Origin of the sequence: Paracoccus binzhouensis (assembly GCF_016446475.1) — a bacterium.
Lineage (GTDB): Bacteria > Pseudomonadota > Alphaproteobacteria > Rhodobacterales > Rhodobacteraceae > Paracoccus > Paracoccus binzhouensis.
Genome location: NZ_JAEHFP010000061.1, coordinates 1 through 26028, shown reverse-complemented (window position 1 = coordinate 26028; position 26028 = coordinate 1). Strand labels below are relative to the sequence as shown.

Below are 26028 nucleotides of genomic sequence, written 5' to 3'. Positions count from 1 at the left end.
CGGCCCAGGCGCAGCTGCGGGCCGGCCCGCGCGCCGGCCTGGTCGGGCGCGACGGGGCCGAAACGCTGGCCGCGGCGCGGCGCTTCCTGTGGAACCTGCAATGCGCGGGCCGGTTGCTGACCGAAAAGCCGCTGGACATGGACAACTTGGGCAAGGGCGGCCAGGCTTTCCTGTTGCGCGAAACCGGCTGCGACAGGCTTGAGCACCTTGCCAACCGGCTGGCCGAGACGGTCGAGACCGCGGGCGCCATCATCGACGGCGTCCTGGCCGGGGTCGAGGCACGGGCTGCCGCCGGTTAGCTGCCTTGGCCCGGCGTGCTCGGATGTGAACGGTTGGGCAGCCTGTGGCCCTGACCTGAGACAGGCGGCGTCCAGCACGCCATGGGACATGGGACGGGACGACCGACACGGCATGACCGGGGCGGCCCGCCCTAGCCGACCTCACCCAGCATGGGCACCAGCCGCTGCGGGGACGGCTCGTCCGGCGGCTCTGTGGCCGGCCGGGTCTCGGGCCCCTTGCGCAGCGGAATCGGCCGGGCCGCCTTCAGCCGGCTCGGCCCGGCCACGGGCGCGGGTTCGGCTGTCTCGTCCTGGCCGGCGTCGAAGATGCCGTGCTGGGTCTTGTCCCAGTAGAAGGGCTTCGCCACCACCTCATAGATCGCCTTCCACGCCGCCAGGCAGCCGAGCGGGAAATACAGGTGCAGCGTCGGCACCCAGGGCAGCAGGTGGCGATGCCGGCGCCCGCGCACCGCCCAGCAGCCTATGGCGATGTTCAGCAGTTCCGACACCATGAACAGCGTGAACAGCAAGGCGATGGCATGGCCGCCCAGCAGGCCCGAGAGCACGCTGCGCATCGGATGCGGCAGGCCGAGGCCGAGCAGCCAGAAGCTCCACAGCACCGGCGCCAGCAGGTATTGCGAGACCGAGGCGAAAAGCTGCACCTGCAGCCCGATGAAGCGCCGCACGCCCAGATCGCGCCACAGCGCCACCGGGTCGCGCATATGCACGCCCCAGGTCATGGCAAAGCCCTTGAGCCAGCGCGAGCGCTGCTTGACCCAGGGGATCAGGCGGCAATTCGCCTCTTCATGCGTGACGGTGTCGAGCATTTGGGTGCGATAACCGCGCCGGGTCAGGCGCACGCCCAGGTCGGCGTCCTCGGTGACGTTCCAGGCGTCCCAGGCCCCGACCGCCTCCAGCGCGTCGCGGCGGAAGAACAGCGTCGTCCCGCCTAGCGGCACCACCAGGTCCAGCGCCGCCGCCCCGGCCAGCGTGCCGCGGAACCACGAGGCGTATTCGATGGTGAAGGCGCGGGCCAGCCAGTTGCTGCGCGGGTTGTAATAGTCCAGCACGCCCTGCAAGCAGGCCACATTGGGGGGCGCGAAATGGAAGCCGCGCGCGACCTTGTGCAGCTGGTCGGGCTCGGGGCGGTCCTCGGCGTCCCAGACGCCGATGATCGAGCCGCGGCAGAAGTTCAGCGCATAGTTCAGCGCCCGTGGCTTGGTGCGGATCGGCCCGTCCGGCACTTTGACCACCCGCATCCAGCGCGGCAGCCGGGCGTCTGCCAGCGCGTCGCAGGTGATGCGGTCGGTTTCCTCGACCACGATCAGGATGTCCATCAGCTCGCGCGGGTAGTCCAGCCGCGACAGCCGGTCGATCAGCTTCTCGGCGATGTCGGCTTCGGCGAACAGCGGCACCATGACCGAGATCACCGGCAGCGGCGCCGTCATCTCGGGACGCGGGGCGGCGGCGCGGGCCACCGCCTGGGCCTGCATGCGGTCGTGCCGGTGCCGGCGCAGGATGGCGGCGAAGGAGACGAGCTTCAGCGTGGCCGAGGCGATCAGCGTCAGCACCGCCCAGCCGGTCAGCAGCACGATCACCGCGAGCGGCGCCAGCAGCAGCCCCAGCGCCGCCGCCGCGATCACGGCCACGGCGATTCGGCCGAAGCGGCGCTCGTTGCGGGTGCGGCAGCTTTCCTGCGCGGGCACCCGTGTCTCGGCCTGGCGGATCAGCGCGGTGCGGCGCAGGGCCAGGATCGCCTCGCGCGCGGCGTTTTCGGAACAAAGCAGCATGCGCACGGCCCCGAAGCCGGCGGGCAGGCGGGGGCGTAGCGCCTCGAAATCCTCGGGCCGGGCGGTGGCGATGAAGGTCACGCCGCCGACCCGCCGCCAGGGCACCACGCCCTCGGCCAGGCAAAGCTGCGCGCCCAAGGCATCGACCAGGCGCGGATCGGGCGGCAGCGCCCGAAGATCCAGCACGCTGCTGCGCCATTGCCGGGACAGGGCGCGGGTCAGCGCTTCCTCCTGAACCCAGCCGTTGGCCAGCAGGATCTCGCCCAGCCGGGCCTGCTGGCGGCGGCGCATGACCACGGCCTTGAGCAGGTTGCGCGGCTCGACCGCCCCGTCCTCGATCAGGATCTGGCCCAGCGGCCGCTGGTCGCGCGGCGCGACCAGCGTTGTCGCCGGCGCGGCGGGGACGGCCGGGGCCGGCCCGGTCGAAAACGGCTTGATGAGAGCGGTGCGGGCCATAGCGCGATTCCCGGTCCAGGTCATTCCGACCCGATCTCTGCCATGCAGAGGGTTAAGAACGGGTTAATCGCGCCGGCTTTTTGCCGGGATCAGGCGCGCCGGGCGCGCATCGCCTCGGTGAAACGCTCGAACAGATAGGCGCTGTCCTGCGGGCCGGGGCTGGCCTCGGGGTGATACTGCACCGAGAAGACCGGCCGGTCCGCCACCCGCAGCCCGCAATTCGAGCCGTCGAACAGGCTGACATGGGTCTCGATCACGCCCTCGGGCAGGGTCTGGGCATCGACGGCGAAACCGTGGTTCATCGAGGTGATCTCGACCTTGCCGGTCTCCACGTCCTTGACCGGATGGTTGGCGCCGTGATGGCCGTGGTTCATCTTGATGGTGCTGGCGCCAAGCGCCAGCGCCAGCATCTGATGGCCCAGGCAGATGCCGAAGATCGGCAGGTCGCGGCCCAGCAGCTCGCGGATCATCGGCACGGCATATTCGCCGGTCGCGGCCGGATCGCCCGGGCCGTTCGACAGGAATACGCCCTCGGGGTCATGGGCCAGCACCTCCTCGGCCGTGGCGGTGGCGGGCAGGACCGTCACCTCGGCGCCGCTTTGCGCCAGCGAGCGCAAGATGTTGCGCTTCGCGCCGTAATCGAGGGCGACGACGCGGAAAGGCTTCTTTTCCTCCGACCGGCCGAAGGTTCCGGGCCAGGACCACAGCCCCTCGTCCCAGCGATAGCTTTGCCGGCAGCTGACCTCTTTCGCGAGGTCCAGCCCGACGATGCCCTGCCAGTCGCGCGCCTTGGCGACCATGGCGGCGATGTCGAAATTGCCCTCGGGATCATGGGCCAGAACCACATGCGGCGCGCCCTGCTGGCGGATCGCCCGGGTCAGCCGGCGGGTATCGACGCCGCCGATGCCGATGCGGCCGCGCCGGGCCATCCAGTCGACCAGCTCGGCGCTGGCGCGCCAGTTCGAGGGCTCGGTCGGATCCCATTTCACCACGATGCCCGAGGCGACGGGCTCGGGCGCCTCGTCGTCCTGCTCGGTCACGCCGGTATTGCCGATATGCGGGAAGGTGAAGGTCACGATCTGGCTGGCATAGGAAGGATCGGTCATGATCTCCTGATAGCCGGTCATCGCGGTGTTGAAGACCAGCTCGGCCACCACCTCCCCGACCGCGCCGAAGCCCTGGCCGTGGAACACGGTGCCGTCGGCAAGCGCAAGACATGCGGTCGGTTTCTGGGGCATCGTCACTCTCCGGGTAAATCGGCGGGAACCTAGGTAAAGGGCGGCCGGGCGTCAAGGCGGGAACCGGCGCCGCGCGGAACTTTGACGGGTGGCCGGGGTTGAGGGCACGGCTTGACGGCGGGGGCGAAGCCGGGCACCACCCGGCAGGGTTCATTCAGCGAGGATCACATGGGACTGCGCGAGCGTATTCTGGCCGACACCAAGGAAGCGATGAAAGCCAAGGAGACGGCGCGGCTCTCGACGCTGCGGCTGATCTCGGCCGCGATCAAGGACCGCGAGATCGCCGCCCGCGGCGAAAGCGGCGACGAGGCCGGGCTGAGCGAGGCCGACCTGACCGCCATCCTGTCCAAGATGGTCAAGCAGCGCCAGGAATCGGCCAGGGCCTATGAAGAAGGCGGCCGGCTGGAGCTGGCCGAGCGCGAGCAGGACGAGATCAAGGTGATCCAGTCCTATCTGCCGCGCCAGTTGGACGATGAGGAAATCCGCGCCGCCATCGACAAGGCCATCGCCGATCTGGGTGCCGAGTCGATCCGCGACATGGGCCGGGTCATGGCCGAGCTGCGCAGCCGCCATGCCGGACAGATGGATTTCGGCGCCGTCGGGCCGATGGTCAAGGACCGGCTGATGAAGTGAGCTGATTCTCGGGCCTCGCCGGGCCCGAGCATCGCCGCAGCCTGCCCGCGCATAGCTTTCGCGATCCGAGGCTGATACAATTATTCTTCCGATGGGCAAAAGCTCGAACGTGGCGCGGGTTTTTGTTTACAGTCGCCCCGACTCGCCGCCAAAGACGCGAGTCGAGGGCGCCGGCGCGGCGCGGCCATCAGGAGGACGGGCGATGAAAGCATTGGTGCTGGAAGAAAAGGGCAAGCTGTCGCTGCGGGATTTCGACATTCCCGCCACGCTGGGTCCCAGGGACGTGCGGATCAGGACGCATACGGTCGGGATCTGCGGCTCGGACGTGCATTATTACACCCATGGCAAGATCGGGCATTTCGTGGTCCGCGAGCCGATGGTGCTGGGGCACGAGGCATCCGGCACGGTGATCGAGGCGGGGGCCGAGGTTACGCATCTGCAGCCCGGCGACCGGGTCTGCATGGAGCCGGGGATTCCCGACCCGACCTCGCGCGCCGCCAAGCTGGGGATCTACAACGTCGATCCCGCGGTGACCTTCTGGGCGACGCCGCCGGTGCATGGCTGCCTGACGCCCGAGGTGATCCATCCCGCCGCCTTCACCTACAAGCTGCCCGACGATGTCAGTTTTGCCGAGGGCGCCATGGTCGAGCCCTTTGCCATCGGCATGCAGGCGGCCTTGCGGGCGCGGATCCAGCCCGGCGACATCGCTGTCGTGACCGGGGCCGGCCCCATCGGCATGATGGTGGCGCTGGCGGCGCTGGCCGGCGGCTGCGCGCGGGTGATCGTCGCGGATCTCGCCCAGCCCAAGCTCGACATCATCGGCGCCTATGACGGCATCGAGACCGTCAACATCCGCAACCGCTCGCTGGCCGAGGCGGTGGCCGCGGCCACCGACGGCTGGGGCGCCGACGTGGTCTTCGAATGCTCGGGCGCCGCGCCGGCGATCCTGTCGATGCACCAGCTTGCGCGTCCGGGCGGCGCCATCGTGCTGGTCGGCATGCCGGTCGATCCGGTGCCGGTGGACATCGTCGGGCTGCAGGCCAAGGAACTGCGGGTCGAGACCGTGTTCCGCTATGCCAATGTCTATGACCGCGCCATCGCGCTGATCGCCTCGGGCAAGGTGGACCTGAAGCCGCTGATCTCGGCCTCGATCCCCTTCGAGGACAGCATCGCCGGTTTCGACCGCGCCGTCGAGGCGCGCGAGACCGACGTGAAGCTGCAGATCGTCATGCCGGAGTGAACGCCATGTATCTGGGGATCGACCTGGGCACCTCGGGCATCAAGGCGATGCTGGTGGACGAGAGTTTCGCGACCGTCGGCGTCGCCCATGCGGGCCTGACCGTCAGCCGCCCGCATCCCGGCTGGTCCGAGCAGGCGCCGGCCGACTGGATCGCCGGGGCCGAGGCCGCCATCGCCACGCTGCTGCGCGAGCATCCCGAGGCCATGGCGCGGCTGCAGGCCATCGGCCTGTCGGGGCACATGCACGGGGCCACGCTGCTGGACGCTTCTGACCGGGTGCTGCGGCCCTGCATCCTGTGGAACGACGGCCGCTCGGGTCCGCAATGCGCCGAACTGACGGCGCGGGCGGATTTCCACGGCATCGCCGGCAACCTGGTCATGGCGGGCTTCACCGCGCCGAAGCTGCTGTGGGTGGCGCAGAACGAGCCCGCGATCTTCGAGAAGACCGCCAAGGTGCTGTTGCCCAAGGACTACCTGCGGCTGTGGCTGACCGGCGAGCATGTCGCCGAGATGTCGGACGCGGCGGGGACGCTGTGGCTGGACGTCGGCAAGCGCGACTGGTCGGATGCGCTGCTGGCCGCGACCGGGCTGACGCGCGCCCAGATGCCGCGGCTGGTCGAGGGCAGCGATGTCTCCGGCCATCTGCGCGCCGAACTGGCGGACCGCTGGGGCATCCCGCGGGTGCCGGTGGCGGGCGGCGGCGGCGACAATGCTGCCACCGCCTGCGGCATGGGGGTGATGACGCCCGGCACGGGCTTCCTGTCGCTGGGCACCTCGGGCGTGCTGTTCGCCGCGACCGAATCCTACGCGCCGAACACCGGCGACGCGGTGCATACCTTCTGCCATGCCGTGCCGGACATCTGGCACCAGATGGGGGTGATCCTGTCGGCGACCGACAGCATGACCTGGCTGTCCGAGATCACCGGCAAACCCGTCCCCGACCTTGCCGCGCTGGTCGGCGAGGTGACCGCGCCCTCGCCGGTGCTGTTCCTGCCTTACCTGTCGGGTGAGCGCACGCCGCTGAACGATCCCGGCGCGACCGGGGCCTTCCTGGGCCTGCGCCGCGCCACCGGGCTGGCCGATCTGGCGCAGGCGGCGATGGAGGGCGTGGCCATGGCCTTTGCCGATTGCGTCCGTGCGCTGCGCAAGGCCGGCACGCCGATCGAGGCTGCCTATGCGGTCGGCGGCGGCGCGCGCTCGCGGGCCTGGCTGCGAATCATGGCCTCGGCCACCGGGCTGACGCTGCTGGAGCCCGAGGACGGCGATTTCGGCGCGGCCTTCGGCGCCGCCAAGCTGGCGGCGGCCTGCGCCACCGGCGACACCTCCGGGCGCATCTTCGCCAAGCCGGCCATTCGCGCCGAGGTTGTGCCCGATGCCGGATTGGCTGCGGCCTATGCGGAAAAGTATGAGCGCCATCATGCCGCTTATCCGCGGTTGCGGGATCTGACCCAAACCGCCGGCCAATAACGATAACAAGGGTTTTCCCAAGAAAGCAGGCCCGTGTCGCTGCAATGCGGCATGGGCCTTCTGCCCTGCGGCGCGACTCGGCTGCTTTACTGGGCGCGGGGTTCTTCAATTCCCGTGCGATTTCGATCAAAAAAGTATCGGTATTTTTTCAGCGCTGATGTGGATCGCGGGCCGGCCGCGAGCCTATGGTTGCTGAACCCTTGCGGCAGCCGGTCGGGCGCCGCGACGGGCAGGGAGGAAGGCGATGCAACCCGATCTGGAACTGGTCCACATCCGCAAGGGCGAATCCTTCGCCGCGTGGATGCATGGCTATCCGTTCCGCACCGTGCGCTGGCATTACCATCCCGAATACGAGATCCACCTGGTCACCGCGACCTCGGGCACCTTCTACATCGGCGACCATGTCGGCAGCTTCCGGCCTGGCCAGCTGATCATGACCGGCCCGAACCTGCCGCAGAACTGGATCAGCGACATCCAGCCGGGCGAGATCGTGCCGCTGCGCTCGCTGGTGATCCAGTTCCCCGAGCCCTTCATCGAGGACGCCTGCGCCGCCATGCCCGAGATGGAGGCGCTGCGCCCGCTTCTGGACCGCTCACGCCGCGGCTTGCTGTTCGACGACGCGACCAGCGCCCGCATCCGCCCGCTGGTCGAGCGGCTGATCGAGGCGCAGGGCATCCGCCGCCTGGCGCTGTTCTGGGAGATCCTGGACATCCTGGCCAATGCCTCGGACTATGAGGTGCTGGCCAGCCTCAGCTTCGAGCTGGACCTGACCCGCATCAACGACGGCGGCATCAACCGCGCGCTGGCCTATCTGCGCGAACACCTGACCGAGCAGGTCGAGGAGGGCGAGTTGGCCGAGATGGTCGGGCAAAGCCAAAGCGCCTTTTCCCGCGCCTTCAAGCGCCATACCGGCACGACGCTGGTGCGCTATCGCAACCAGCTGCGCGTCGATCTGGCCTGCCAGATGCTGCTGACCGATCCCGACATCAAGGTGGCCGAGATCTGCTATGAGGTCGGATTCTCGAACCTGTCGAACTTCAACCGGCATTTCCTGAAGCTCAAGGGAATGTCCCCCTCGCAGTTCCGCGCGACATTCGCGGCGCAAAAGGCGCTGGTCATGGCGGACTGACAAGGACCGACATCGCGACTTTCACCAATTCGGGCGGCACGGCGCTGCCCGGAGACGTGCAGGCCATGCCTGCTTTCATCCAGATGGGAGGGAACCCTGATGAAATCGAAACTGCTCACCGCCTCGGCCGCGCTGGCGCTGCTGGCGGCCCCGGCGCTGGCCCAGGACAAGCTCAAGATCGGCATGACCTTCCAGGAGCTGAACAACCCCTATTTCGTGTCCATGCAGGAGGCGCTGAACGAAGCCGCCGCCAGCCTGGGCGCCGAGGTGGTCGTGACCGATGCCGGCCATGACGTCGCCAAGCAGATCTCGGACGTCGAGGACATGCTGCAGCAGGATATCGACATCCTGCTGCTGAACCCGACCGACAGCGCCGGGATCGAGGCCGCCGTCCATGCCGCCAAGGCCCAGGACGTGATCGTCGTGGCCGTCGATGCCAATGCCAACGGCCCGGTCGACACTTTCGTCGGCTCGAAGAACCGCGATGCCGGCTACATGTCCTGCAAGTATCTGGGCGAGGCGCTCGGCGGCAAGGGCGAGGTCGCGATCCTCGACGGCATCCCGGTCGTGCCGATCCTGCAGCGCGTCGAGGGCTGCAAGGCCGCGCTGGCGGAATTCCCGGACATCCAGCTGGTCGATACCCAGAACGGCCGGCAGGACCGCTCGGTCGCCCTGGGCGTGGTCGAGAACATGATCCAGTCGCATCCGAACCTGGCCGGCATCTTCTCGGTCAACGACGGCGGGGCCATGGGCGCGCTGGCGGCGATCCAGGGCTCGGGCCGCGACATCAAGCTGACCTCGGTCGATGGCGCGCCGGAAGCCGTCAAGGCCATCGCCGACGGCGGCCCGTTCATCGAGACCACGGCGCAGTTCCCGCGCGACCAGGTCCGCGTCGGCCTGGCCATGGCGCTGGCGCAGAAATGGGGCGCCCGCGTGGTGCCGAAGGAAGTGCCGATCGACGTCATGGTCGTGGACGCCGAGAACGCTGCCGAGTTCAGCTGGTAAGGGTTCCTCCCCGCGCCCGTCCCTGCATGTCGCGGGGGCGGGACATTCCCCAGCCATGCAGGAGGGCATCATGCTGGAATTGAACGGAATCCGAAAAAGCTTCGGCAGGATCGAGGTCCTGCACGGCGTCGACATGGAGGTCCGCGCCGGCGAGGTCCACGCGCTTCTGGGCGAGAACGGCGCGGGCAAATCCACGCTGATGAAGATCCTGTGCGGCATCATCCAGCCCAGCGAGGGCACGATCCGCATCGAGGGGACCGCGCGCCATTTCGCCGATTACGACCAGGCCATCGCCGCCGGCATCGGCATCGTGTTCCAGGAATTCAGCCTGATCCCCTGGCTGGACGCGGTCGAGAACATGTTCCTGGCGCGCGAGATGCGCGGGCCGCTGGGGATGCTGGACCGCAAGGCGATGCGCGCCCGCGCCGCCGGGATCATGCGCCAGCTGGCCGTCGACGTGGCCCTGGACGTGCCGGTGCACCGCCTGTCGGTCGCCGAGCAGCAATTCGTCGAGATCGCCAAGGCGCTGTCGCTGAACGCCCGCATTCTGGTGCTGGACGAGCCGACCGCGACCCTGACCCCCTCCGAGGTCGAGCACCTGTTCAAGGTCATGCGCGAGCTGCGCAAGCAGGGCGTGGCGATCATCTTCATCTCGCATCACCTCGAGGAAATCTTCCAGATCTGCGACCGGATCACCGTGCTGCGCGACGGCGAATTCGTCGGCTCCTGCGCGGTCAGCGAGGTCGACAACGACCGGCTGGTCGAGATGATGGTCGGTCGCCGGATCGAGCAGAGCTTCCCGCCGAAGCCCGCCCCTTCGGCCACCCCCGTCGTGGTCGAGGTCGAGGAGGTGCAGCTGAAGAAGGGCGGCCCCGTCTCGCGCTTTCAGCTGCGCAAGGGCGAGATTCTGGGCTTTGCCGGGCTGGTCGGCTCGGGTCGGACCGAAACCGTGCTGGCGATGCTGGGGGCATATCCGGCCCAACGCTGCAAGGTGAAGGTGGACGGGATCGAGAAACGGTTCCGCGGCCCGGACGAGGGGCTGGCGCATGGCATCGGCCTCTTGCCCGAAAGCCGCAAGGAGCAGGGGCTGATCACAAGCTTCTCGATCCTGCAGAACATCTCGCTGAACAATTACGGCAAGTATCGCAAGAACCACTGGTTCATCGACCTGAAGAAGGAACTGGCCGCGACCGAGACCGCCATGGCGCAGGTCCGCGTCAAGGCGCAGGGACCGCTTGCGCGCGTCGATACGCTGTCGGGCGGCAACCAGCAAAAGGTCGTCATCGCCCGCTGGCTGAACCACGACATGCAGGTGCTGATCTTCGACGAGCCGACGCGCGGCATCGATGTCGGCGCCAAGGCGGAAATCTATGCGCTGATGCGTGAATTCACCGCGCGCGGCGGCGCCATCATCATGATCTCGTCCGAACTGCCCGAGGTGATCGGCATGTCCGACCGGGTCTGCGTGTTCCGCTCGGGCGGGATCGTGGCCACGGTCGAGGGCGGGCAGATCGATTCCGAAACCATCATGACCCATGCCACGACCGGGAGAGTTGACCATGTCGCATGACGCAAACACCGGCTCGGCCGGAAAAACCGGCGGTTTCTCGCTTGGCCGCCTGCTGCATTCGCCCCTGGCGCTGCCGCTGATCGGGCTGATCGTCGTCTCGGTCCTGATGGGGCTGGCCAGCGACAATTTCTTCAGCCTGAACAATATCCTGAACGTGCTGCGGCAGGTGTCGGTCGTCGGCATCCTTGCGGTCGGCATGACCTTCGTGATCCTGACCGGCGGCATCGACCTGTCGGTCGGCGCGGTCATGGCGCTGGTCGGCACGCTGAGCGCCGGGCTGATGGTGAACATGGGCCTGCCGGCGCCGGCGGCGCTGCTGGTCGGGCTGCTGATCGGGCTGGGCATCGGGCTGGCGAACGGCGTGCTGGTCGCCTGGGGCCGGATGCCGGCGATCATCGTGACGCTGGCCACCATGGGCATGGCGCGCGGCCTGGGCCTGATCTATTCCGGCGGTTATCCGATCAGCGGCATCCCCAGCTGGATTTCCTGGTTCGGAGTGGGGCGCATCGGCGTGGTGCCGGTGCCGGTCATCATCATGGTGGTGATCTATGCCCTGGCCTGGGTGCTCCTGCAGCGCACCGCCTTCGGCCGCCATGTCTATGCGCTGGGCGGCAACGAGACCGCGGCGCGGCTTTCCGGCGTCAAGACCCAGCGCGTCAAGCTGGCGGTCTACGGCATCTCGGGCCTGACCTCGGCCCTGGCCGCGGTGATCCTGACCGGGCGGCTGATGAGCGGCCAGCCCAATGCCGGCGTGGGCTTCGAGCTTGACGCCATCGCCGCCGTGGTGCTGGGCGGCACCGCCATCTCGGGCGGGCGCGGGCTGATCCTGGGCACGCTGATCGGCGCGGTGCTGCTGGGCATCCTGAACAACGGCCTGAACCTGATGGGCATCAACCCCTATCTGCAGGACGTCATCAAGGGCGCGATCATCCTGCTGGCCATCTATATCGGGCGCGAATGGCGCTGAGCCCCGCCCAACCCATTCGAAAGACAGGAGAACGGAATGTCTGAATCGCTGGACGGCAAGGTCGCCGTCATCACCGGCGCGGCCTCGGGGATCGGGCTCGCCACCACCCAGCGGCTGCTCGCGCGCGGCGCCACGGTGGTCATGGTGGACTGGAACGAGGCGGCGCTGGCCGAGCTGGCCGGCAAGCTGGGCGACAAGGCGATCCCGCAGGTGACGAACCTGCTCGACCCCGAAAGCTGCAACGCCATGATCCCCGAGGTCCTGACCAAGGTCGATCATATCGACATCCTCTATTGCAACGCCGGCACCTATATCGGCGGCGAGTTGACCGAGACGACGCCCGAGGCCATCGACCGGATGCTGAACCTCAACGTCAACGCGGTGATGAAGAACGTCCGCGCCGTCGTGCCGCACATGACCCTGCGGAAAACCGGGGACATCGTCGTCACCTGCTCGATCGCCGGCCATTTCCCGACCTATTGGGAGCCAGTCTATTCCGGCTCGAAATGGGCGATCACCAGCTTCGTGCAGGGCATGCGCCGGCAGATGATCCCGCATGGCGTGCGGGTCATGCAGGTCTCGCCCGGCCCGGTGGTCTCGGCGCTGTTGGCCGACTGGCCCGAGGAGAACCTGCGCAAGGCCAGGGAATCCGGCAGCCTGATCGACGCGGAAGAGGTCGCGGATGCGGTCGAATACATGCTGACCCGCAAGCGCACCGTCACCATCCGCGACATGCTGGTGCTGCCGACCAATTTCGACCGCGTCTGACGCCCGGCACCCGGAACGGAGAAGCGCCATGGACCAGTATCTGATCGGCATCGACGTGGGCACCGGCTCGGCCCGGGCCGGGGTCTTCGACCGGGCGGGCCGCCTGATCGCCACCGCCAAGCGCCCCATCGAGATGCACCGGGAACGCGGCATCATCGCCGAACAGTCCAGCGAGCAGGTCTGGCGCGCGGTCTGCGATTCCGTCCGGGACAGCGTGGCCCGCGCCGGGATCGATCCGGCGCAGGTCGCGGGCATCGGCTTCGACGCCACCTGCTCGCTGGTGGTGCGCGGGGCGGGGGAGGCAACCTTGCCGGTGGGCGACCCCGCCCATCCCGAGCGCGACATCATCGTCTGGATGGACCACCGCGCCGTCGAACAGGCCGAGCGCATCAACGCGCAGGGCCATGACGTGCTGAAATATGTCGGCACCCGCATCTCGCCCGAGATGGAGACGCCGAAGCTTCTGTGGCTCAGCGAGAACCGGCCCGAGGTCTATGCGGCGGCGGCGCATTTCTTCGACCTGACCGACTTCCTGACCTGGAAGGCGACCGGCGCGCTGGAGCGGTCCGCCTGCACCGTCACCTGCAAATGGACCTATCTGGCGCATGAGGGGCGCTGGGACGCGGGCTATTTCCGCCAGATCGGGCTGGGCGATCTGGCCGATGACGGTTTTGCCCGCATCGGCGCCCGCGTCGTCGATCCCGGCACGCCGCTGGGGCAGGGGCTGACCGAGGCCGCCGCCGAGGCGATGGGGCTGCGCCCCGGCATCGCCGTGGCGGCGGGGCTGATCGACGCCCATGCCGGCGGCGTCGGCACGGTCGCGGCCGGGGGCGATGCGACGGCCTGCCTGGGCTATGTCTTCGGCACCTCCTCCTGCACCATGACCACCACGCGCGAGCCGGCCTTCGTGCCGGGCGTCTGGGGCCCCTATTATTCCGCCATGGTGCCCGGCATGTGGCTGAACGAGGGCGGCCAGTCCGCCGCCGGCGCCGCCATCGACCAGCTGGTGCAGCTGCATCCCGCCACGGCGCAGGCGACGGCGCTGGCCGAGGCGGCGGGCAAGTCCTTGCCGCAATGGCTGGCCGACCGGGCGCTGGACCTGGCGGGCGATGCCAGCGCCGCCGTGCGGCTGGCGGATGAGCTGCATGTGGTGCCCGAGTTCCTGGGCAACCGTGCGCCCTTCGCCGATCCTCATGCCCGCGCCGTCATCATGGGGCAGGGGATGGAGACCGGGCCGGATTCGCTGGTCGCGCTTTACGTCGCCGGGATCTGCGGCCTGGGCTACGGCCTGCGGCAGATCATCGAGACCCAGGCCCAGAACGGTGCCCCGGTCGAGACGATCAGCGTCAGCGGCGGCGCCGGCGCGCATCCGCTGACCCGGCAGCTGCTGGCGGATGCCACCGGGCTGCCGGTCGAGGTGACGGAATGTCCCGAGCCGGTGCTGCTCGGTTCGGCCATGCTGGGCGCGGTGGCGGCGGGGCTGTTCCCCGACCTGCACAGCGCCATGCCCGCCATGTCGCGCATCGCCACGCGCTGCGCCCCCGATCCCGCCAGCCGCGCGCGGCAGGACGCGCGTCACGCCGCCTTCCTGGCGCTGCAATCCACGGCGCGGCAGATCCGCGCCTCCATGGCGGTGCTGCCGCCGAACTGAACACGGCGGCGCTGCCGCAAAACCGAACATGCGAGGAACCATGCAATTCTCGGGCAAGACCGTCATCATTACCGGCGCGGGCAAAGGGATCGGCCGCGCCTGCGCGCGCCTGATGGCCGAACGCGGGGCGAAGGTCGTGGCGCTGTCGCGCACGCAATCCGACCTCGACAGCCTCGCGGCCGAGATCGGCGCGCGCGGCATCCGTGTCGACCTGGCCGACCCGGCCGCCACCCGCGCCGCCATGGCCGAGGCGGGGACCGTCGACTACCTGATCAACAGCGCCGGCATCAACGTGCTGGAAAGCGTGCTCGACATGACCGAGGCCGGCTATGAGGCGGTGCTGGGCATCAACCTGCGCGCGGCGCTGATCTGCTGCCAGGAATTCGCCCGTGCCCGCGTGGCGGCGGGCGGCGGCGGCGCCATCGTCAACATCACCTCGATCGCCGGCCATCGCGGCTTCCAGGACCACCTGTGCTATGCCGCCTCCAAGGCCGGGCTGGAGGGCGCGACCCGCGTGCTGGCCAGGGAGCTGGGCCCGCATGGCATCCGCGTCAACGCCGTCGCCCCCACCATCACCCTGACCGAACTGGCGGCCGAGGCCTGGTCGGACCCGGCGAAAAGCCAGCCGATGATGGTGCGCCACCCGCTCAATCGCTTCGCCGAGGCCGAGGAGGTCGCGCAAGGCATCGCGCTGCTGCTCTCGGACGACAGCCGCATGGTCACCGGCGCGGTGCTGCCGCTGGATGGCGGTTTCCTCGCCGTCTGACCCGGTCGCGCCGGGGCGTGGAACCGGCGCCCCGGATCGCGGCTTGTCCCTTGGCGCATGCCGCGCGGGCAGGGGACGGCCGCCATGCTAGAGGATCTTCACCGCATCTTCCTGGGCGATCAGGATCTGGGCTTCGCCTGGGAAGTCTTCTTCCGCACCCTCATCATCTATTTCTACACCCTGGCGCTGATGCGCTGGCTGGGCGGGCGCACTGTGGCGCAGCTCTCCATCGTCGAGTTCCTGCTGGTCATCGCCATTGGCTCGGCGGTGGGCGATTCGCTGTTCTATCCCGACGTGCCGATGCTGCCGGCGATGTTCGCCATCTTCCTGGTCGCGGCCTGCAACAAGCTGGTGGACGAGGCGATCCTGTCCTCGGAGCTGCTGTCGCGGATCTTCGAGGGCCGGCCGCGCATCGTCGTCGCCGAGGGGCGGGTGCATGCCGGCCGGCTGCGCCGCCTGGGCATGGGCGAGGGCGAGCTGTATCTGAAGCTGCGCGAAAAGGGCATCACCGACCTGGCCGAGATCAAGTTCGCCATCGTCGAGGCGAATGGTGCCCTGTCGGTGCTGACCCGCGACCGCGAGGGCACGGCCGGGCTATACCGGCCGCCGGCGCTGCCCCCGGGCGAGGCCGCCTGGGCGAGGAAGCCGTGACCGCGCCGCGCCGCACCATCAAGCGGCGGCTGCGCACCGCCCGGCCCTTCTGGGCCGAGACGCCGCATATCGCCGTGGCGCATCGGGACGCGCCCTCGCAGCGGCGCTGGGACGTGGTGATCGTCGGCACCGGCATTTCCGCGGCGCTGCTGGCCGAACGGCTGACCCGGCGCAGGCGGCGGGTGCTGCTGGTGGATCGCCGCCAGCCGGTGCGGGGCTCGTCGCTCGCCTCGACGGCGATGATCCAGCACGAGATCGACGTGCCGCTGAGCCGGCTCATGCGCCAGATCGGGCCCGACAAGGCGGCGCGGGCCTGGCGCCGCTCGGTCAAGGCGGTCGAGGAGCTGCTGCGCCTGTCGCGCCGCCTGGGCCTCGATTGCCAGATGCAGCGCAAGCGGGCGCTCTACCTGGCCGGGGACGAGATGGGCTTTCGCGCGCTGGAGGCCGAGGCGGCGCTGCGCCGCGACACCGGCATCGCGGCCGAGTTCATCCCCCGCCGGCGCCTGCTGGAGGAATTCGGCATCGACCGCACCGGCGCCATCGTCTCGACCGCCTCGGCCTCGGCCAATCCGGCGCAGCTGACGGCCGGGCTGCTGCGGGTGGCGCAAGAGCGGGGGGCCGAGATCGTCTCGCCCTTCGAGGTCACGGATTTCGCCGAGCTGGCGGACGGCGTGGCTCTGGGTTTCTCGACCGGGCGGGTGGTGGTGGCGGGCCATGCGGTGTTCTGCACCGGCTACGAATTCCTGCCGCAGCTCGTCTCGGCGCATCACCGCATCATCTCGACCTGGGCCCTCGCCTCGGCCGAGGGGGTGCGCCATCCGGCCTGGCTGCGGGATTTCCTGGTCTGGGAGGCCGCCGATCCCTACCTGTATTTCCGCACCACGCCCACCGGCCGGATCATCGCCGGCGGCGAGGACGAGGCCAGTCCCGACGCCTATCAGGACCCGGAGAAGCTGCGCCGCAACGCCGCCGAGATCGCCCGCAAGCTGCGCGAGACCTGCGGCATCCGCATCGGCCGCCCGGCCTATCGCTGGGCCGCGGCCTTCGGCGACAGCGACGACGGGCTGCCGATCCTTGACACGGTGCCGGGTTGCCGGCGCTGCCATGCGGTGATGGGTTTCGGCGGCAACGGCATCACCTATTCCGTGATTGCGGCCGAAGCGACCGCGCGGCGCATCGACGGCCGCGCCGATCCCAATGCCGACCTTTATCGCTTCCGCTGATCGCGCGGGGCATTGACGGCGCCCGCGGCGGCGGGCCAGCCTGCGCGGGCGGGCGTTTCGGCGTCCAGCTAGCAGCAGGCAGCAGGCAAGCAACAGGGGACGGGCATGACGCAGGACGACTATCCGCAGGGCGAGCCGGCGATTCGCACCACGGCCATGCCGGCCGACACCAACCCCTCGGGCGACATCTTCGGCGGCTGGCTGATGTCGCAGATGGACCTGGCGGCGGGCAATGTCGCCGCCCGGCGGGCGCGCGGGCGCTGCGCCACGGTGGCGGTGGACAGTTTCACCTTCCACCAGCCGGTCAAGGTCGGCGACGAGGTCTCGGTCTTCGCTCGCATCCTGCGCGAGGGACGCAGTTCCATGCAGCTGCATGTCGAGGCCTGGCGCCGCTCGCGCGAGGGGGCCGAGACGCAGAAGGTGACGCAGGCCACCTTCGTCTTCGTGGCCCTGGACGAATCCGGGCGGCCGCGTGCCCTGCCGGCGGCAGGCTGATCTTTCCGGCGGGCGAAAGGCCGGTGACGCGGGCAGACATGGCATTCGTCGCGCCGGTTCCATGCGCCGCCGCAGAAGCTGGTTGCAATCGGCAAGGACCGCCGATTAGTCTGGGGCCGCGGAACAAAGAACCAATAGAAACAGGGGGCCCGCATCGTGACTGCGCAATCCGGCAACGAGGCATTCGTTGTCTTTGATCACGTCCAGAAAAGCTATGACGGTCAGACACTTGTCGTCAAAGACCTGAACCTTTCCATCGGCCAGGGCGAATTCCTGACCATGCTGGGCCCGTCCGGCTCGGGCAAGACCACCTGCCTGATGATGCTGGCCGGGTTCGAGACGGCGACGCATGGCGAAATCCGCCTCGACGGCAGGAACATCAACGACGTGCCGCCGCACAAGCGCGGCATCGGCATGGTGTTTCAGAACTACGCGCTGTTCCCGCACATGACGGTGGGCGAGAACCTGTCCTTCCCGCTGGAAGTGCGCGGCATGTCCAAGGCCGAGCGCGAAAGCCGCGTCGCCCGGGCGCTGGACATGGTGCAGATGGGCCAGTTCAAGAACCGCCGCCCGGCGCAGCTGTCCGGCGGCCAGCAGCAGCGCATCGCCCTGGCCCGGGCGCTGGTCTTCGACCCGAAGCTGGTCCTGATGGACGAGCCGCTGGGCGCGCTGGACAAGCAGCTGCGCGAGCACATGCAGTTCGAGATCAAGGCGCTGCACGACCGGCTGGGCATCACCGTGGTCTATGTCACCCACGACCAGGGCGAGGCGCTGACCATGTCCGACCGCATCGCCGTGTTCAACGACGGCCGCATCCAGCAACTGGCGCCGCCGCCGGTGCTTTACGAGCAGCCCGGCAACAGCTTCGTCGCCGGCTTCATCGGCGAGAACAACGCCCTGCGCGGCACCATTGAGCAGCTTCAGGGCGACAAGGCGCTGGTGCGGCTGGAGAATGGCGAGCTGATCGACGCCACCGCCGTCAACATCCGCGAGGCCGGGCAGGCCACCACCGTCTCGATCCGGCCCGAGCGGGTCGAGTTCAAGCCCGATCTGATGCCCGCCGACGCCCATACGATCGAGGCGCAGGTGCGCGACGTCATCTACATGGGCGACATCCTGCGTGCCCGGCTGCAGGTCGCCGGCCAGGACGATTTCGTGATGAAATACCGCAACACGCTTGGCCAGGTCCGGCTGTCGCCCGGCCAGACCATCCGCATCGGCTGGCATCCCGAGGATGCCCGCGCCCTCGATCCGGTCTGAGTTCGCTTCCAAGTCAAGGAGTCATGATGAAACGCACGCTGATCCTGACCTCTGCGCTGGTCGCCGTCGCGGCGACCGCCCATGCGCAGGACAAGCAGGTGAACCTGCTGTCCTGGGGCGGCGCCTATGGCAACAGCCATGTCCAGGCCTATGCCAAGCCTTTCGAGGCAAAGACCGGCATCAAGGTCTCTGTCGCCGATGCCGACAACCCCGCCACGCCGCTCAAGGCCCAGGTCGAGGCGGGCAACGTCACCACCGACGTGGCCTCGGTCGAATATGCCGACGCGGTGCGGCTCTGCGACGAGGGGCTGCTCGAGGAGATCGACCCGGCGATCCTAGCCCCGGCCGCCGACGGCACCCCGGCGACCGAGGATTTCATCGAGGGCGCGGTGACCGACTGCTTCGTCGGCACCGATGTCTACTCGATGATCCTGGCCTATGACGACAGCAAGTTCCCCGATGCCAAGCCCTCGGGCCCGGCGGATTTCTTCGACACGGCGAAATTCCCCGGCAAGCGCACCATGCGCAAGGGCGCCAAGTTCAACCTGGAATTCGCGCTGATGGCCGATGGCGTCCCGCCCGAGCAGGTCTATGAGCTGCTGGGCACGCCCGAGGGCGTGGACCGCGCCTTCGCCAAGCTCGACAGCATCAAGGACGACGTGATCTGGTGGGAGGCCGGCGCCCAGCCGCCGCAGCTTCTGGCCGATGGCGAGGTGACCATGGCCTTCGCCTTCAACGGCCGGATCTTCAACGCCGCGCAGGCCGAGGGCAAGCCGTTCAAGATCGTCTGGGACGGCCAGATCTACGAGATGGAGGGCTGGGTGATCCCGAAGGGCGCCCCGCATCTCGAGGAGGCCAAGGAGTTCGTGACCTTCTCGACCTCGCCCGCGCCGCAGGCCCGCGCCGCCGAGTTCATCAGCTACGGCCCGCCGCGCAAGTCGGCCGCCGCTCTGGTCGGCAACATCGAGGGCACCGAGGTGCCGATGGGCCCGCACCTGCCCACCTTCGCCGAGAACATGAAGGCGGCGCTGGCCTCGAACCTGGATTTCTGGGTCGATCATGACGCCGAACTGCAGGAACGCTTCAACGCCTGGCTGGCGGCCAGCTGACAGACCGACCGTCGCGGCGGGCCGGTCCCGCCGCGGCACGCCAAGCCCGAACGGGCGCCAAGACCGGCCCACGAGCCGCAAAACACCAACGGGAGTACACCATGAAAAGACTGCTCATCCTGACGACGGCCCTGTGCGGGCTGGGCTTCGCCGCCCAGGCCCAGAACAAGGAGGTCAACGTCGTCTCCTGGGGGGGCGCCTACGAGAGATCGCAGGTCGAAGCCTACAACATCCCCTTCGCCAAGCAGACCGGCATCAAGGTCAACATGATCGCCGCCGACAACCCGGCGACGCCGCTCAAGGCGCAGGTCGAGGCCGGCAACATCACCGGCGACGTCTTCGACATCGAGGTCTCGGACGCGATCCGGCTCTGCGACGAGGGCGCGCTGGTCGAGATCGACCCGGCCACCCTGCCGCCGGCGCCCGACGGCACCCCCGCCGCCGAGGACTTCATCCCCGGCGCGCTGCAGGATTGCGCCGTGGCGAACATCTTCTGGGGCACGGTCATCGCCTATGACAAGACCAAGTTCCCCGACAATCCGCCGACCACCGCCGCCGATTTCTTCGATCTCGAGAAGTTCCCCGGCAAGCGCGGCCTGCCCAAGAACCCCAAGCGCACGCTCTACCTGGCGCTGATCGCCGATGGCGTGGCCCCGGACCAGATCTACGAGACCCTGGACACGCCCGAAGGCGTGGACCGCGCCTTCGCCAAGCTCGACAGCATCAAGGACAGCGTCGTCTGGTGGGAGGCGGGCGCCCAGCCGGTGCAGCTTCTGGCCGACGGCGAGGTGACCATGGCCACCGGCTATAACGGCCGCTTCTTCGACGCCATGGTTGGCGAGGGCAAGCCCTTCGAGATCATCTGGGACGGGCAATACATGGACATGGACATGTTCGCGATCCCGAAAGGGTCGCCGAACCCGGAAGCGGCGCTGGAATACCTGAAATTCGCCACCGACACGCAGCGGCTGGCCGATCAGGCGAAATACATTGCCTATGGTCCGGCGCGGAAAAGCTCGGCGGCGCTGGTCGGGCTCTACCAGGACGGCAAGACCCAGATGGCGCCGCACATGCCGACCAGCGAGGAGCACATGAAGACCGCCGTCATGGACGATCCGGAATTCTGGGCCGACCATTCCGCCGAACTGGCCGAGCGCTTCAACGCCTGGCTGGCCGCGAACTGACGCCGCCCCGCTGCCGCCCGGCGGGACCGGGCGGCGGCCTCCGACCAAGCTCTGGCCTGACGAAGGATCAAGATGCCGAACGCGATCGACCCCCATGCCGCCATCGTGACCGAGGCCGGCGGCCTCGACCAGGGCGGAACGCTGAGAACCGCGGATGGGCAGCCGCTGAAGGCGGCGCTGGCGCGCAGCTCGCGCCGGGCGCGGCGGCGGGCGTTCCTGCTGGTGCTGCCGCTGCTGCTGTTCGTGCTGCTGACCTTCGTGCTGCCGATCGGGCAGATGCTGCAGCGCTCGGTCAAGAACGACGGCTTTTCGGCCAACATGCCGCAGATCTCGGCCTGGTTCGCCGCGAATCCGCGCGGCACGCCGCCCGACGAGGCGGCCTGGGCGGCGCTGGCCGGCGACCTGCAGGCGGCGGCCGAGGCGCGCACCATCGGCGTGGTCGGCACCCGGGTCAATTACGACATGCCGGGCACGCGCTCACTGTTCACCTCGGCCGGGCGCCAGATCCGCCGCGGCATCGAGCCGCCCTATCGCGAAGCGCTGCTGGCGATGGACGAGGACTGGGCCGATCCGAAGCTGTGGTCGGTGATGCGCGAGGCCTCATCGGCCTATACGGCGAACTTCTACCTGGCGGCCCTGGACCGCACCCGCGACGACGCCGGCAACATCGTCCAGGCGCCCGAGCAGCAGCGCATCTACGTGACGCTGTTCCAGCGCACCTTCTGGCTGTCGCTGGTCATCACCGCCACCACCTTCCTGCTGGGCTTTCCCATCGCGCATCTGCTGGCGACGTTGCCGATGCGCAAGTCGAACCTGCTGATGATCCTCGTGCTTCTGCCGTTCTGGACCTCGCTTCTGGTCCGGACCACGGCCTGGATGGTGCTGTTGCAGCAACAGGGCGTGGTCAACGACATCCTGGTCTGGCTGGGGGTGATCGGCAACAACCAGCGGCTGCAGATGATCTTCAACCAGACCGGCACCATCATCGCCATGACCCATATCCTGCTGCCCTTCATGATCCTGCCGCTCTATTCGGTGATGCGCACCATCAATCCCAGCTATGTGCGCGCTGCGCGCAGCCTGGGGGCGACCAGCTGGACGGCCTTCCGCCGCATCTACTTCCCGCAGACCCTGCCGGGGCTGGGGGCGGGGGCGCTTCTGGTGTTCATCCTGGCGGTCGGCTACTACATCACGCCGGCGCTGGTCGGCGGCTCCTCGGGGCAGCTGATCTCGAACCTGATCGCCATGCACATGACGCAGACGCTGAACTGGTCGATGGCGGCGGCGCTGGCGACGCTGCTTCTGGTGGGGGTGCTGATCCTCTACTGGGTCTATGACCGGCTGGTCGGTATCGACAATCTGAAACTGGGGTGATCATCATGGCGCTTCCGACCTACGCATCCCCGCTCGAGAAGGTCTGGCACTATGCCTATCTGGCGCTCTGCGCGGCGATCTTCTTCTTCCTGATCGCGCCCATCGTGGTGGTGATCCCGCTGAGCTTCAATGCCGAGCCCTATTTCACCTTCACCGACAAGATGCTGTCCTTCGACCCCGAGGGCTATTCGCTGCGCTGGTACCGCAGCCTGCTGACCTTCGGCATGGCCAACCCGGACGCGCCGGGCGGGCTCAGCTGGTGGGCGGATGCCTGGCAGAACGCGAAATGGGTGAAGGCGGCGAAATCCTCGATCATCATCGGCTTCTTCTCGACCATCCTGGCCACGGTGCTGGGCACGCTGGCGGCGCTGGGGCTGTCGCGGCCCGAGATGCCGTTCCGCCGCATCATCATGGCGGTGCTGATCTCGCCGATGATCGTGCCGATCATCATCACCGCGACGGGGATGTTCTTCTTCTACTCGAACCCCTGCGAACCGCTGACCTGGATCGGGCTGAACCCGGAATGCGGCCGGCTGGCCGGCACCTATCTGGGGGTGATCCTGGCCCATGCGACGCTGGGCATTCCCTTCGTCATCATCACGGTGACGGCGACGCTGATCGGCTTCGATCAATCGCTGAACCGGGCGGCGGCGAGCCTGGGGGCGAACCCGCGCACGACCTTCTTCCGCATCACCATGCCCTTGATTCTGCCGGGGGTGATCTCGGGGGCGCTGTTCGCCTTCGTGACCTCCTTCGACGAGGTGGTGGCGGTGCTGTTCATCGCCGGGCCGGACCAGCAGACCATCCCGCGGCAGATGTGGAACGGCATCCGCGAGCAGATCTCGCCGGCCATCCTCGCTGTCGCCACGCTGCTGGTGATCTTCTCCATCGCCCTGCTGACCACGGTGGAACTGCTGCGCAGGCGGTCGGAAAGGCTGCGGGGACTGACGCCAAGCTGATCGCCCGGACGCCGCACAGGCCAGCGACGCCGCCCTTGCCGGGCGGCGTTTTCCGTCAGGGCAGGACGCTCAGCCAGAACCAGATGGTCAGGATCGACAGCGCCGTCGCCACCAGCACCGCCGAGGCCGAGACCCGCTTCGCCACCCCGTAGATCGAGGCGAAGAGATAGGCGTTCACCCCCGGCGCCATGGCGGCGGTGATCACCGCCGAGCGGATCTCGGCCACGCCCAGTCCGAAGAGCTTGGAGAGGCCGAAGGTCACCGCCGGATGCAGCAGCAGCGAGGCGGCGCAGCATAGCGCGATGGCCCGCGCCTCGCCCTCGGGGCGGTAGCGATAGAGGATGCCGCCCAGCCCGAACAGGGCGGCGGGCAGGGCGGCGCTCGACATCATCCGGGCCGCGCCCCAGAAGCCCTCGGGCATGACCAGCCCGGCCTTGATCAGCAGGTTCATGGCAAAGCCGCACAGGATGCCGACCACCATCGGCGTGTGCAGCACCCCCGACAGCGCCCGCAGCGCTACCCGGCCCAGCGACAGGTCCTGGCCCCGCGCCCGGGCGAACTCCATCGCGGTGATGCCGAAGGTGTAAAGCAGCGGCGAATGGATCGAGATGATGGTGAAATTGCCGACCAGCGCCTCGGGCCCATAGGCGCGCTCGGTGATCGGCACGCCCAGCAGCAGCGAGTTCGAGAACAGGCAGACGAAGCCGATGGCGATGGCATCCTCGACCGGGCGCCTGAGCCAGCGCAGCGCCAGGGCCATGCCCAAGGCAAAGGACAGGAACGCCCCGGCGTAGAAGGCCAGCAGCAGCAGCGGGTTGTAGTTCGTGCCCAGGTCCAGATGGGCGATGGCGTTGAACAGCAGCACCGGCACCGCGAAGGTCTGGGCAAAGCGCATGATGCCGTCCACCGCCACCTCGGACAGCATCCGCCGCCAGCAGGCCACATAGCCGAAACCCACCACCAGGAAGACCGGCAGGATGACGTCGAACAGCGCGGTCATATCAGCTCGATCCGCATGCCGTCATGGGCGGGAACGACATTCTCGGGCGTCTCGCGCATGACGTCGTCGTAATCCAGGTCGATATGCATGTTGGTGATGATCCCCTGCGCGCAGCCCGAGCGCGCGATCCAGTCCAGCGCCAGCGCCAGATGCGCGTGGCTGGGATGCGGGATGCGTCGCAGCGCGTCGCAGATGAACACGTCGCAGCCGGCGACCAGCGGCCAGGCGTCCTCGGGGATGGCCAGCACGTCGGGCAGGTAGACGAGGCTCTGCTCCATGCCGCCGATGCGATAGCCGAGCGCGCCGATGTCGCCGTGATCGACCTCGAAGGGCGCAAGCTCGATGGTCCCGCCGGCGCCCTCGACGGCAAAGGGGCCGTGGATCGGCATCAGTTCGCAAATCGGCGGATAGGACGAGCCCGCGGGCGTCTCGAAGATATAGCCGAAGCGGGTCGTCAGCGCCGCGGCGGTGGGGCCGTCGGCCCAGACCGGCATCTTGCGGCGCATGTTGAAGACGATCTGGCGCAGGTCGTCGATGCCGTGGATATGGTCGGCATGGGCATGGGTATAGGCGACCGCGTCCAGTTCGCCCACGCCGGCATCCTGCATCTGCGGCACGAAATCCGGGCCGGTGTCGATCAGAACCCGGGTCACGCCGTCATGGCCGAAACGCTCGACCAGCAGCGCGCAGCGCCGGCGGCGGTTGCGCGGATTGGCCGGGTCGCATTCGCCCCAGCGGTTGCCCAGCCGCGGCACGCCCCCCGAGGATCCGCAGCCAAGGATCGTGGCGCGGATCATGCCGCGGCCTTGGCGAACAGCCGCTCGAAATTCGCGGTGGTCAGGGCGGCGAATTCGGCCTCGGTCAGGCCCAGGGCCTGGGCGCCGATCCGGGCGGTATGGGCGACATAGGCCGGTTCGTTGCGCTTGCCGCGATGCGGCGGCGGGGCAAGATAGGGCGCGTCGGTCTCGACCAGGATGCGGTCGCGGGGCGCGGCGGCAAAGATCTCGCGGATGCCGGTCGAGCGCGGGAAGGCGGCGATCCCCGACATGGACAGGTAGAAGCCCAGGTCCAGCGCGGCGCGGGCCAGCTCGGGGCCGCTGGTATAGCAATGCATGACGCAGGAAAACGCGCCGGCGCCATGCTCCTCGGTCAGGATGCGGGCCATGTTGGCGTCGGCGTCGCGCGCGTGGACGATCAGCGGCAGGCCGGTGCGGCGCGCCGCCTCGATATGGATACGCAGGCTTTCGGCCTGCACCGCGGCGCTGTCGGCGGTGTAGTGATAATCGAGCCCGGTCTCGCCGATGCCGACGAATTTCGGATGCGCGGCCAGGGCGACCAGCTGCTCGACCGCGACCAGCGGCTCCTCGGCGGCATACATCGGATGGGTGCCGGCGGCATAGAACACCTCGGGATGCGCCTCGGCGATGGCGCGCACGGCCGGCTCGTTCTTCAGCCGGGTGCAGATCGTCACCATGCGGGAGACGCCCGCCGCGCGGGCGCGCGCGACCAGCGCGGCCTGCTCGCCGGCGAAATCGGGGAAGTCCAGGTGGCAATGGCTGTCCACCAGGGCGAAGGGAGGATGTTCGGACATCGGCTGATCCGTCAGAGGGCGGGCTGGTTCGCAAGCCCGATCAGCATATCCAACACCAGCGCGGAAGGGTCAAGGTTGACCGCCCGCCCGGCGCGGGCCCGTGCCGAAAGCTCGGCCTGCGCCCCGGCCCAGAGCCGCGCTGCCGCGGGGCCGGGGGCGATGCGGCTCAGCACCTCGGCCTCGCCCTCGGCCGCCTCGGGCAGGGGGGCGCCCATCAGGCCGGTC

At 68.7% G+C, this 26028-nt stretch carries 23 protein-coding genes and 2 pseudogenes; 19 read left to right on the top strand and 6 right to left on the bottom strand.

All coding sequences use genetic code 11. The annotated features are described in order from the left end of the window. Positions 1-299: pseudogene (locus I9P22_RS14370) on the top strand (glutamine-synthetase adenylyltransferase); the annotation flags it as partial. A gap of 131 nt (positions 300-430) precedes the next feature. Here I9P22_RS14370 and I9P22_RS14365 read toward each other — a convergent pair. Continuing rightward, positions 431-2524 carry a glycosyltransferase family 2 protein gene (locus tag I9P22_RS14365; RefSeq protein WP_199260160.1) on the bottom strand — a complete coding sequence of 698 codons (2094 nt, stop codon included), beginning with the start codon at positions 2522-2524 and terminating at the stop codon, positions 431-433. Between the two features lie 89 nt (positions 2525-2613). Continuing rightward, on the bottom strand, positions 2614-3762 hold the full coding sequence (gene carA / locus I9P22_RS14360; protein ID WP_199260159.1) for a glutamine-hydrolyzing carbamoyl-phosphate synthase small subunit: 1149 nt from the start codon (positions 3760-3762) through the stop codon (positions 2614-2616). Between the two features lie 168 nt (positions 3763-3930). On the opposite strand from carA, the gene I9P22_RS14355 reads away from it, so the two are divergent. From I9P22_RS14355 to I9P22_RS14270, 18 genes are all read left to right on the top strand, one after another. Then, on the top strand, positions 3931-4395 hold the full coding sequence (locus tag I9P22_RS14355) for a GatB/YqeY domain-containing protein (protein ID WP_199260158.1): 465 nt from the start codon (positions 3931-3933) through the stop codon (positions 4393-4395). Between the two features lie 202 nt (positions 4396-4597). Further along, complete coding sequence (locus I9P22_RS14350; RefSeq protein ID WP_199260157.1) at positions 4598-5635, top strand: NAD(P)-dependent alcohol dehydrogenase; 1038 nt, start codon at positions 4598-4600, stop codon at positions 5633-5635. Positions 5636-5640: 5 nt separating this feature from the next. Then, positions 5641-7101, top strand: coding sequence for a xylulokinase (xylB, locus tag I9P22_RS14345; RefSeq protein ID WP_199260156.1), 1461 nt, complete (start codon positions 5641-5643; stop codon positions 7099-7101). Between the two features lie 244 nt (positions 7102-7345). Then, positions 7346-8230 carry an AraC family transcriptional regulator gene (locus I9P22_RS14340; protein WP_199260155.1) on the top strand — a complete coding sequence of 295 codons (885 nt, stop codon included), beginning with the start codon at positions 7346-7348 and terminating at the stop codon, positions 8228-8230. 99 nt (positions 8231-8329) lie between these two features. After that, positions 8330-9235 (top strand): ABC transporter substrate-binding protein, encoded by a 906-nt coding sequence (locus I9P22_RS14335; RefSeq protein ID WP_199260154.1) that lies wholly within the window; start codon positions 8330-8332, stop codon positions 9233-9235. A 70-nt stretch (positions 9236-9305) separates the two neighbouring features. Further along, the gene (locus tag I9P22_RS14330; RefSeq protein WP_199260153.1) at positions 9306-10805 is read left to right on the top strand and encodes a sugar ABC transporter ATP-binding protein; all 1500 of its coding nucleotides are present in this window, start codon (positions 9306-9308) and stop codon (positions 10803-10805) included. Further along, positions 10795-11772, top strand: a complete 978-nt coding sequence (locus tag I9P22_RS14325) for an ABC transporter permease (protein ID WP_199260152.1) — start codon at positions 10795-10797, stop codon at positions 11770-11772. Before I9P22_RS14330 ends, I9P22_RS14325 begins: the two co-directional genes overlap by 11 nt. Before the next feature lie 36 nt (positions 11773-11808). Next, positions 11809-12540, top strand: a complete 732-nt coding sequence (locus tag I9P22_RS14320; RefSeq protein WP_199260151.1) for an SDR family oxidoreductase — start codon at positions 11809-11811, stop codon at positions 12538-12540. 28 nt (positions 12541-12568) lie between these two features. Then, a complete protein-coding gene (locus I9P22_RS14315) occupies positions 12569-14191 on the top strand; it encodes an FGGY-family carbohydrate kinase (RefSeq protein ID WP_199260150.1) in 1623 nt (540 codons plus the stop codon). Positions 14192-14231: 40 nt separating this feature from the next. Then, the gene (locus I9P22_RS14310) at positions 14232-14957 is read left to right on the top strand and encodes an SDR family oxidoreductase (RefSeq protein ID WP_199260149.1); all 726 of its coding nucleotides are present in this window, start codon (positions 14232-14234) and stop codon (positions 14955-14957) included. A gap of 84 nt (positions 14958-15041) precedes the next feature. Further along, positions 15042-15608 carry a DUF421 domain-containing protein gene (locus I9P22_RS14305; protein ID WP_199260148.1) on the top strand — a complete coding sequence of 189 codons (567 nt, stop codon included), beginning with the start codon at positions 15042-15044 and terminating at the stop codon, positions 15606-15608. Continuing rightward, on the top strand, positions 15605-16831 hold the full coding sequence (locus I9P22_RS14300) for an NAD(P)/FAD-dependent oxidoreductase (RefSeq protein WP_199260147.1): 1227 nt from the start codon (positions 15605-15607) through the stop codon (positions 16829-16831). The genes I9P22_RS14305 and I9P22_RS14300 overlap by 4 nt, the downstream gene beginning before the upstream one ends. Positions 16832-16936: 105 nt before the next feature. Then, positions 16937-17326, top strand: a complete 390-nt coding sequence (locus I9P22_RS14295) for an acyl-CoA thioesterase (RefSeq protein ID WP_199260146.1) — start codon at positions 16937-16939, stop codon at positions 17324-17326. Between the two features lie 156 nt (positions 17327-17482). Beyond that, a complete protein-coding gene (locus tag I9P22_RS14290) occupies positions 17483-18586 on the top strand; it encodes an ABC transporter ATP-binding protein (RefSeq protein ID WP_199260145.1) in 1104 nt (367 codons plus the stop codon). A gap of 26 nt (positions 18587-18612) precedes the next feature. Further along, positions 18613-19695 (top strand): ABC transporter substrate-binding protein, encoded by a 1083-nt coding sequence (locus I9P22_RS14285; protein ID WP_199260144.1) that lies wholly within the window; start codon positions 18613-18615, stop codon positions 19693-19695. Positions 19696-19796: 101 nt separating this feature from the next. After that, positions 19797-20879: an ABC transporter substrate-binding protein gene (locus tag I9P22_RS14280; RefSeq protein WP_199260143.1), complete on the top strand. Its 1083-nt coding sequence runs from the start codon at positions 19797-19799 to the stop codon at positions 20877-20879. A gap of 72 nt (positions 20880-20951) precedes the next feature. Beyond that, positions 20952-22253 (top strand): ABC transporter permease, encoded by a 1302-nt coding sequence (locus tag I9P22_RS14275; protein ID WP_233253404.1) that lies wholly within the window; start codon positions 20952-20954, stop codon positions 22251-22253. A 5-nt stretch (positions 22254-22258) separates the two neighbouring features. After that, on the top strand, positions 22259-23212 hold the full coding sequence (locus I9P22_RS14270; RefSeq protein WP_199260142.1) for an ABC transporter permease: 954 nt from the start codon (positions 22259-22261) through the stop codon (positions 23210-23212). 55 nt (positions 23213-23267) lie between these two features. Here I9P22_RS14270 and I9P22_RS14265 read toward each other — a convergent pair whose 3' ends face one another. From I9P22_RS14265 to I9P22_RS14250, 4 genes and pseudogenes are all read right to left on the bottom strand, one after another. Then, positions 23268-24212 (bottom strand): AEC family transporter, encoded by a 945-nt coding sequence (locus I9P22_RS14265; RefSeq protein ID WP_199260141.1) that lies wholly within the window; start codon positions 24210-24212, stop codon positions 23268-23270. Continuing rightward, complete coding sequence (locus I9P22_RS14260) at positions 24209-25009, bottom strand: MBL fold metallo-hydrolase (protein WP_199260140.1); 801 nt, start codon at positions 25007-25009, stop codon at positions 24209-24211. Before I9P22_RS14260 ends, I9P22_RS14265 begins: the two co-directional genes overlap by 4 nt. Then, a complete protein-coding gene (locus I9P22_RS14255; protein ID WP_199260139.1) occupies positions 25006-25803 on the bottom strand; it encodes a TatD family hydrolase in 798 nt (265 codons plus the stop codon). Before I9P22_RS14255 ends, I9P22_RS14260 begins: the two co-directional genes overlap by 4 nt. An 11-nt stretch (positions 25804-25814) precedes the next feature. Then, a pseudogene (locus I9P22_RS14250) lies at positions 25815-26028 on the bottom strand (DNA polymerase III subunit delta'); the annotation flags it as partial.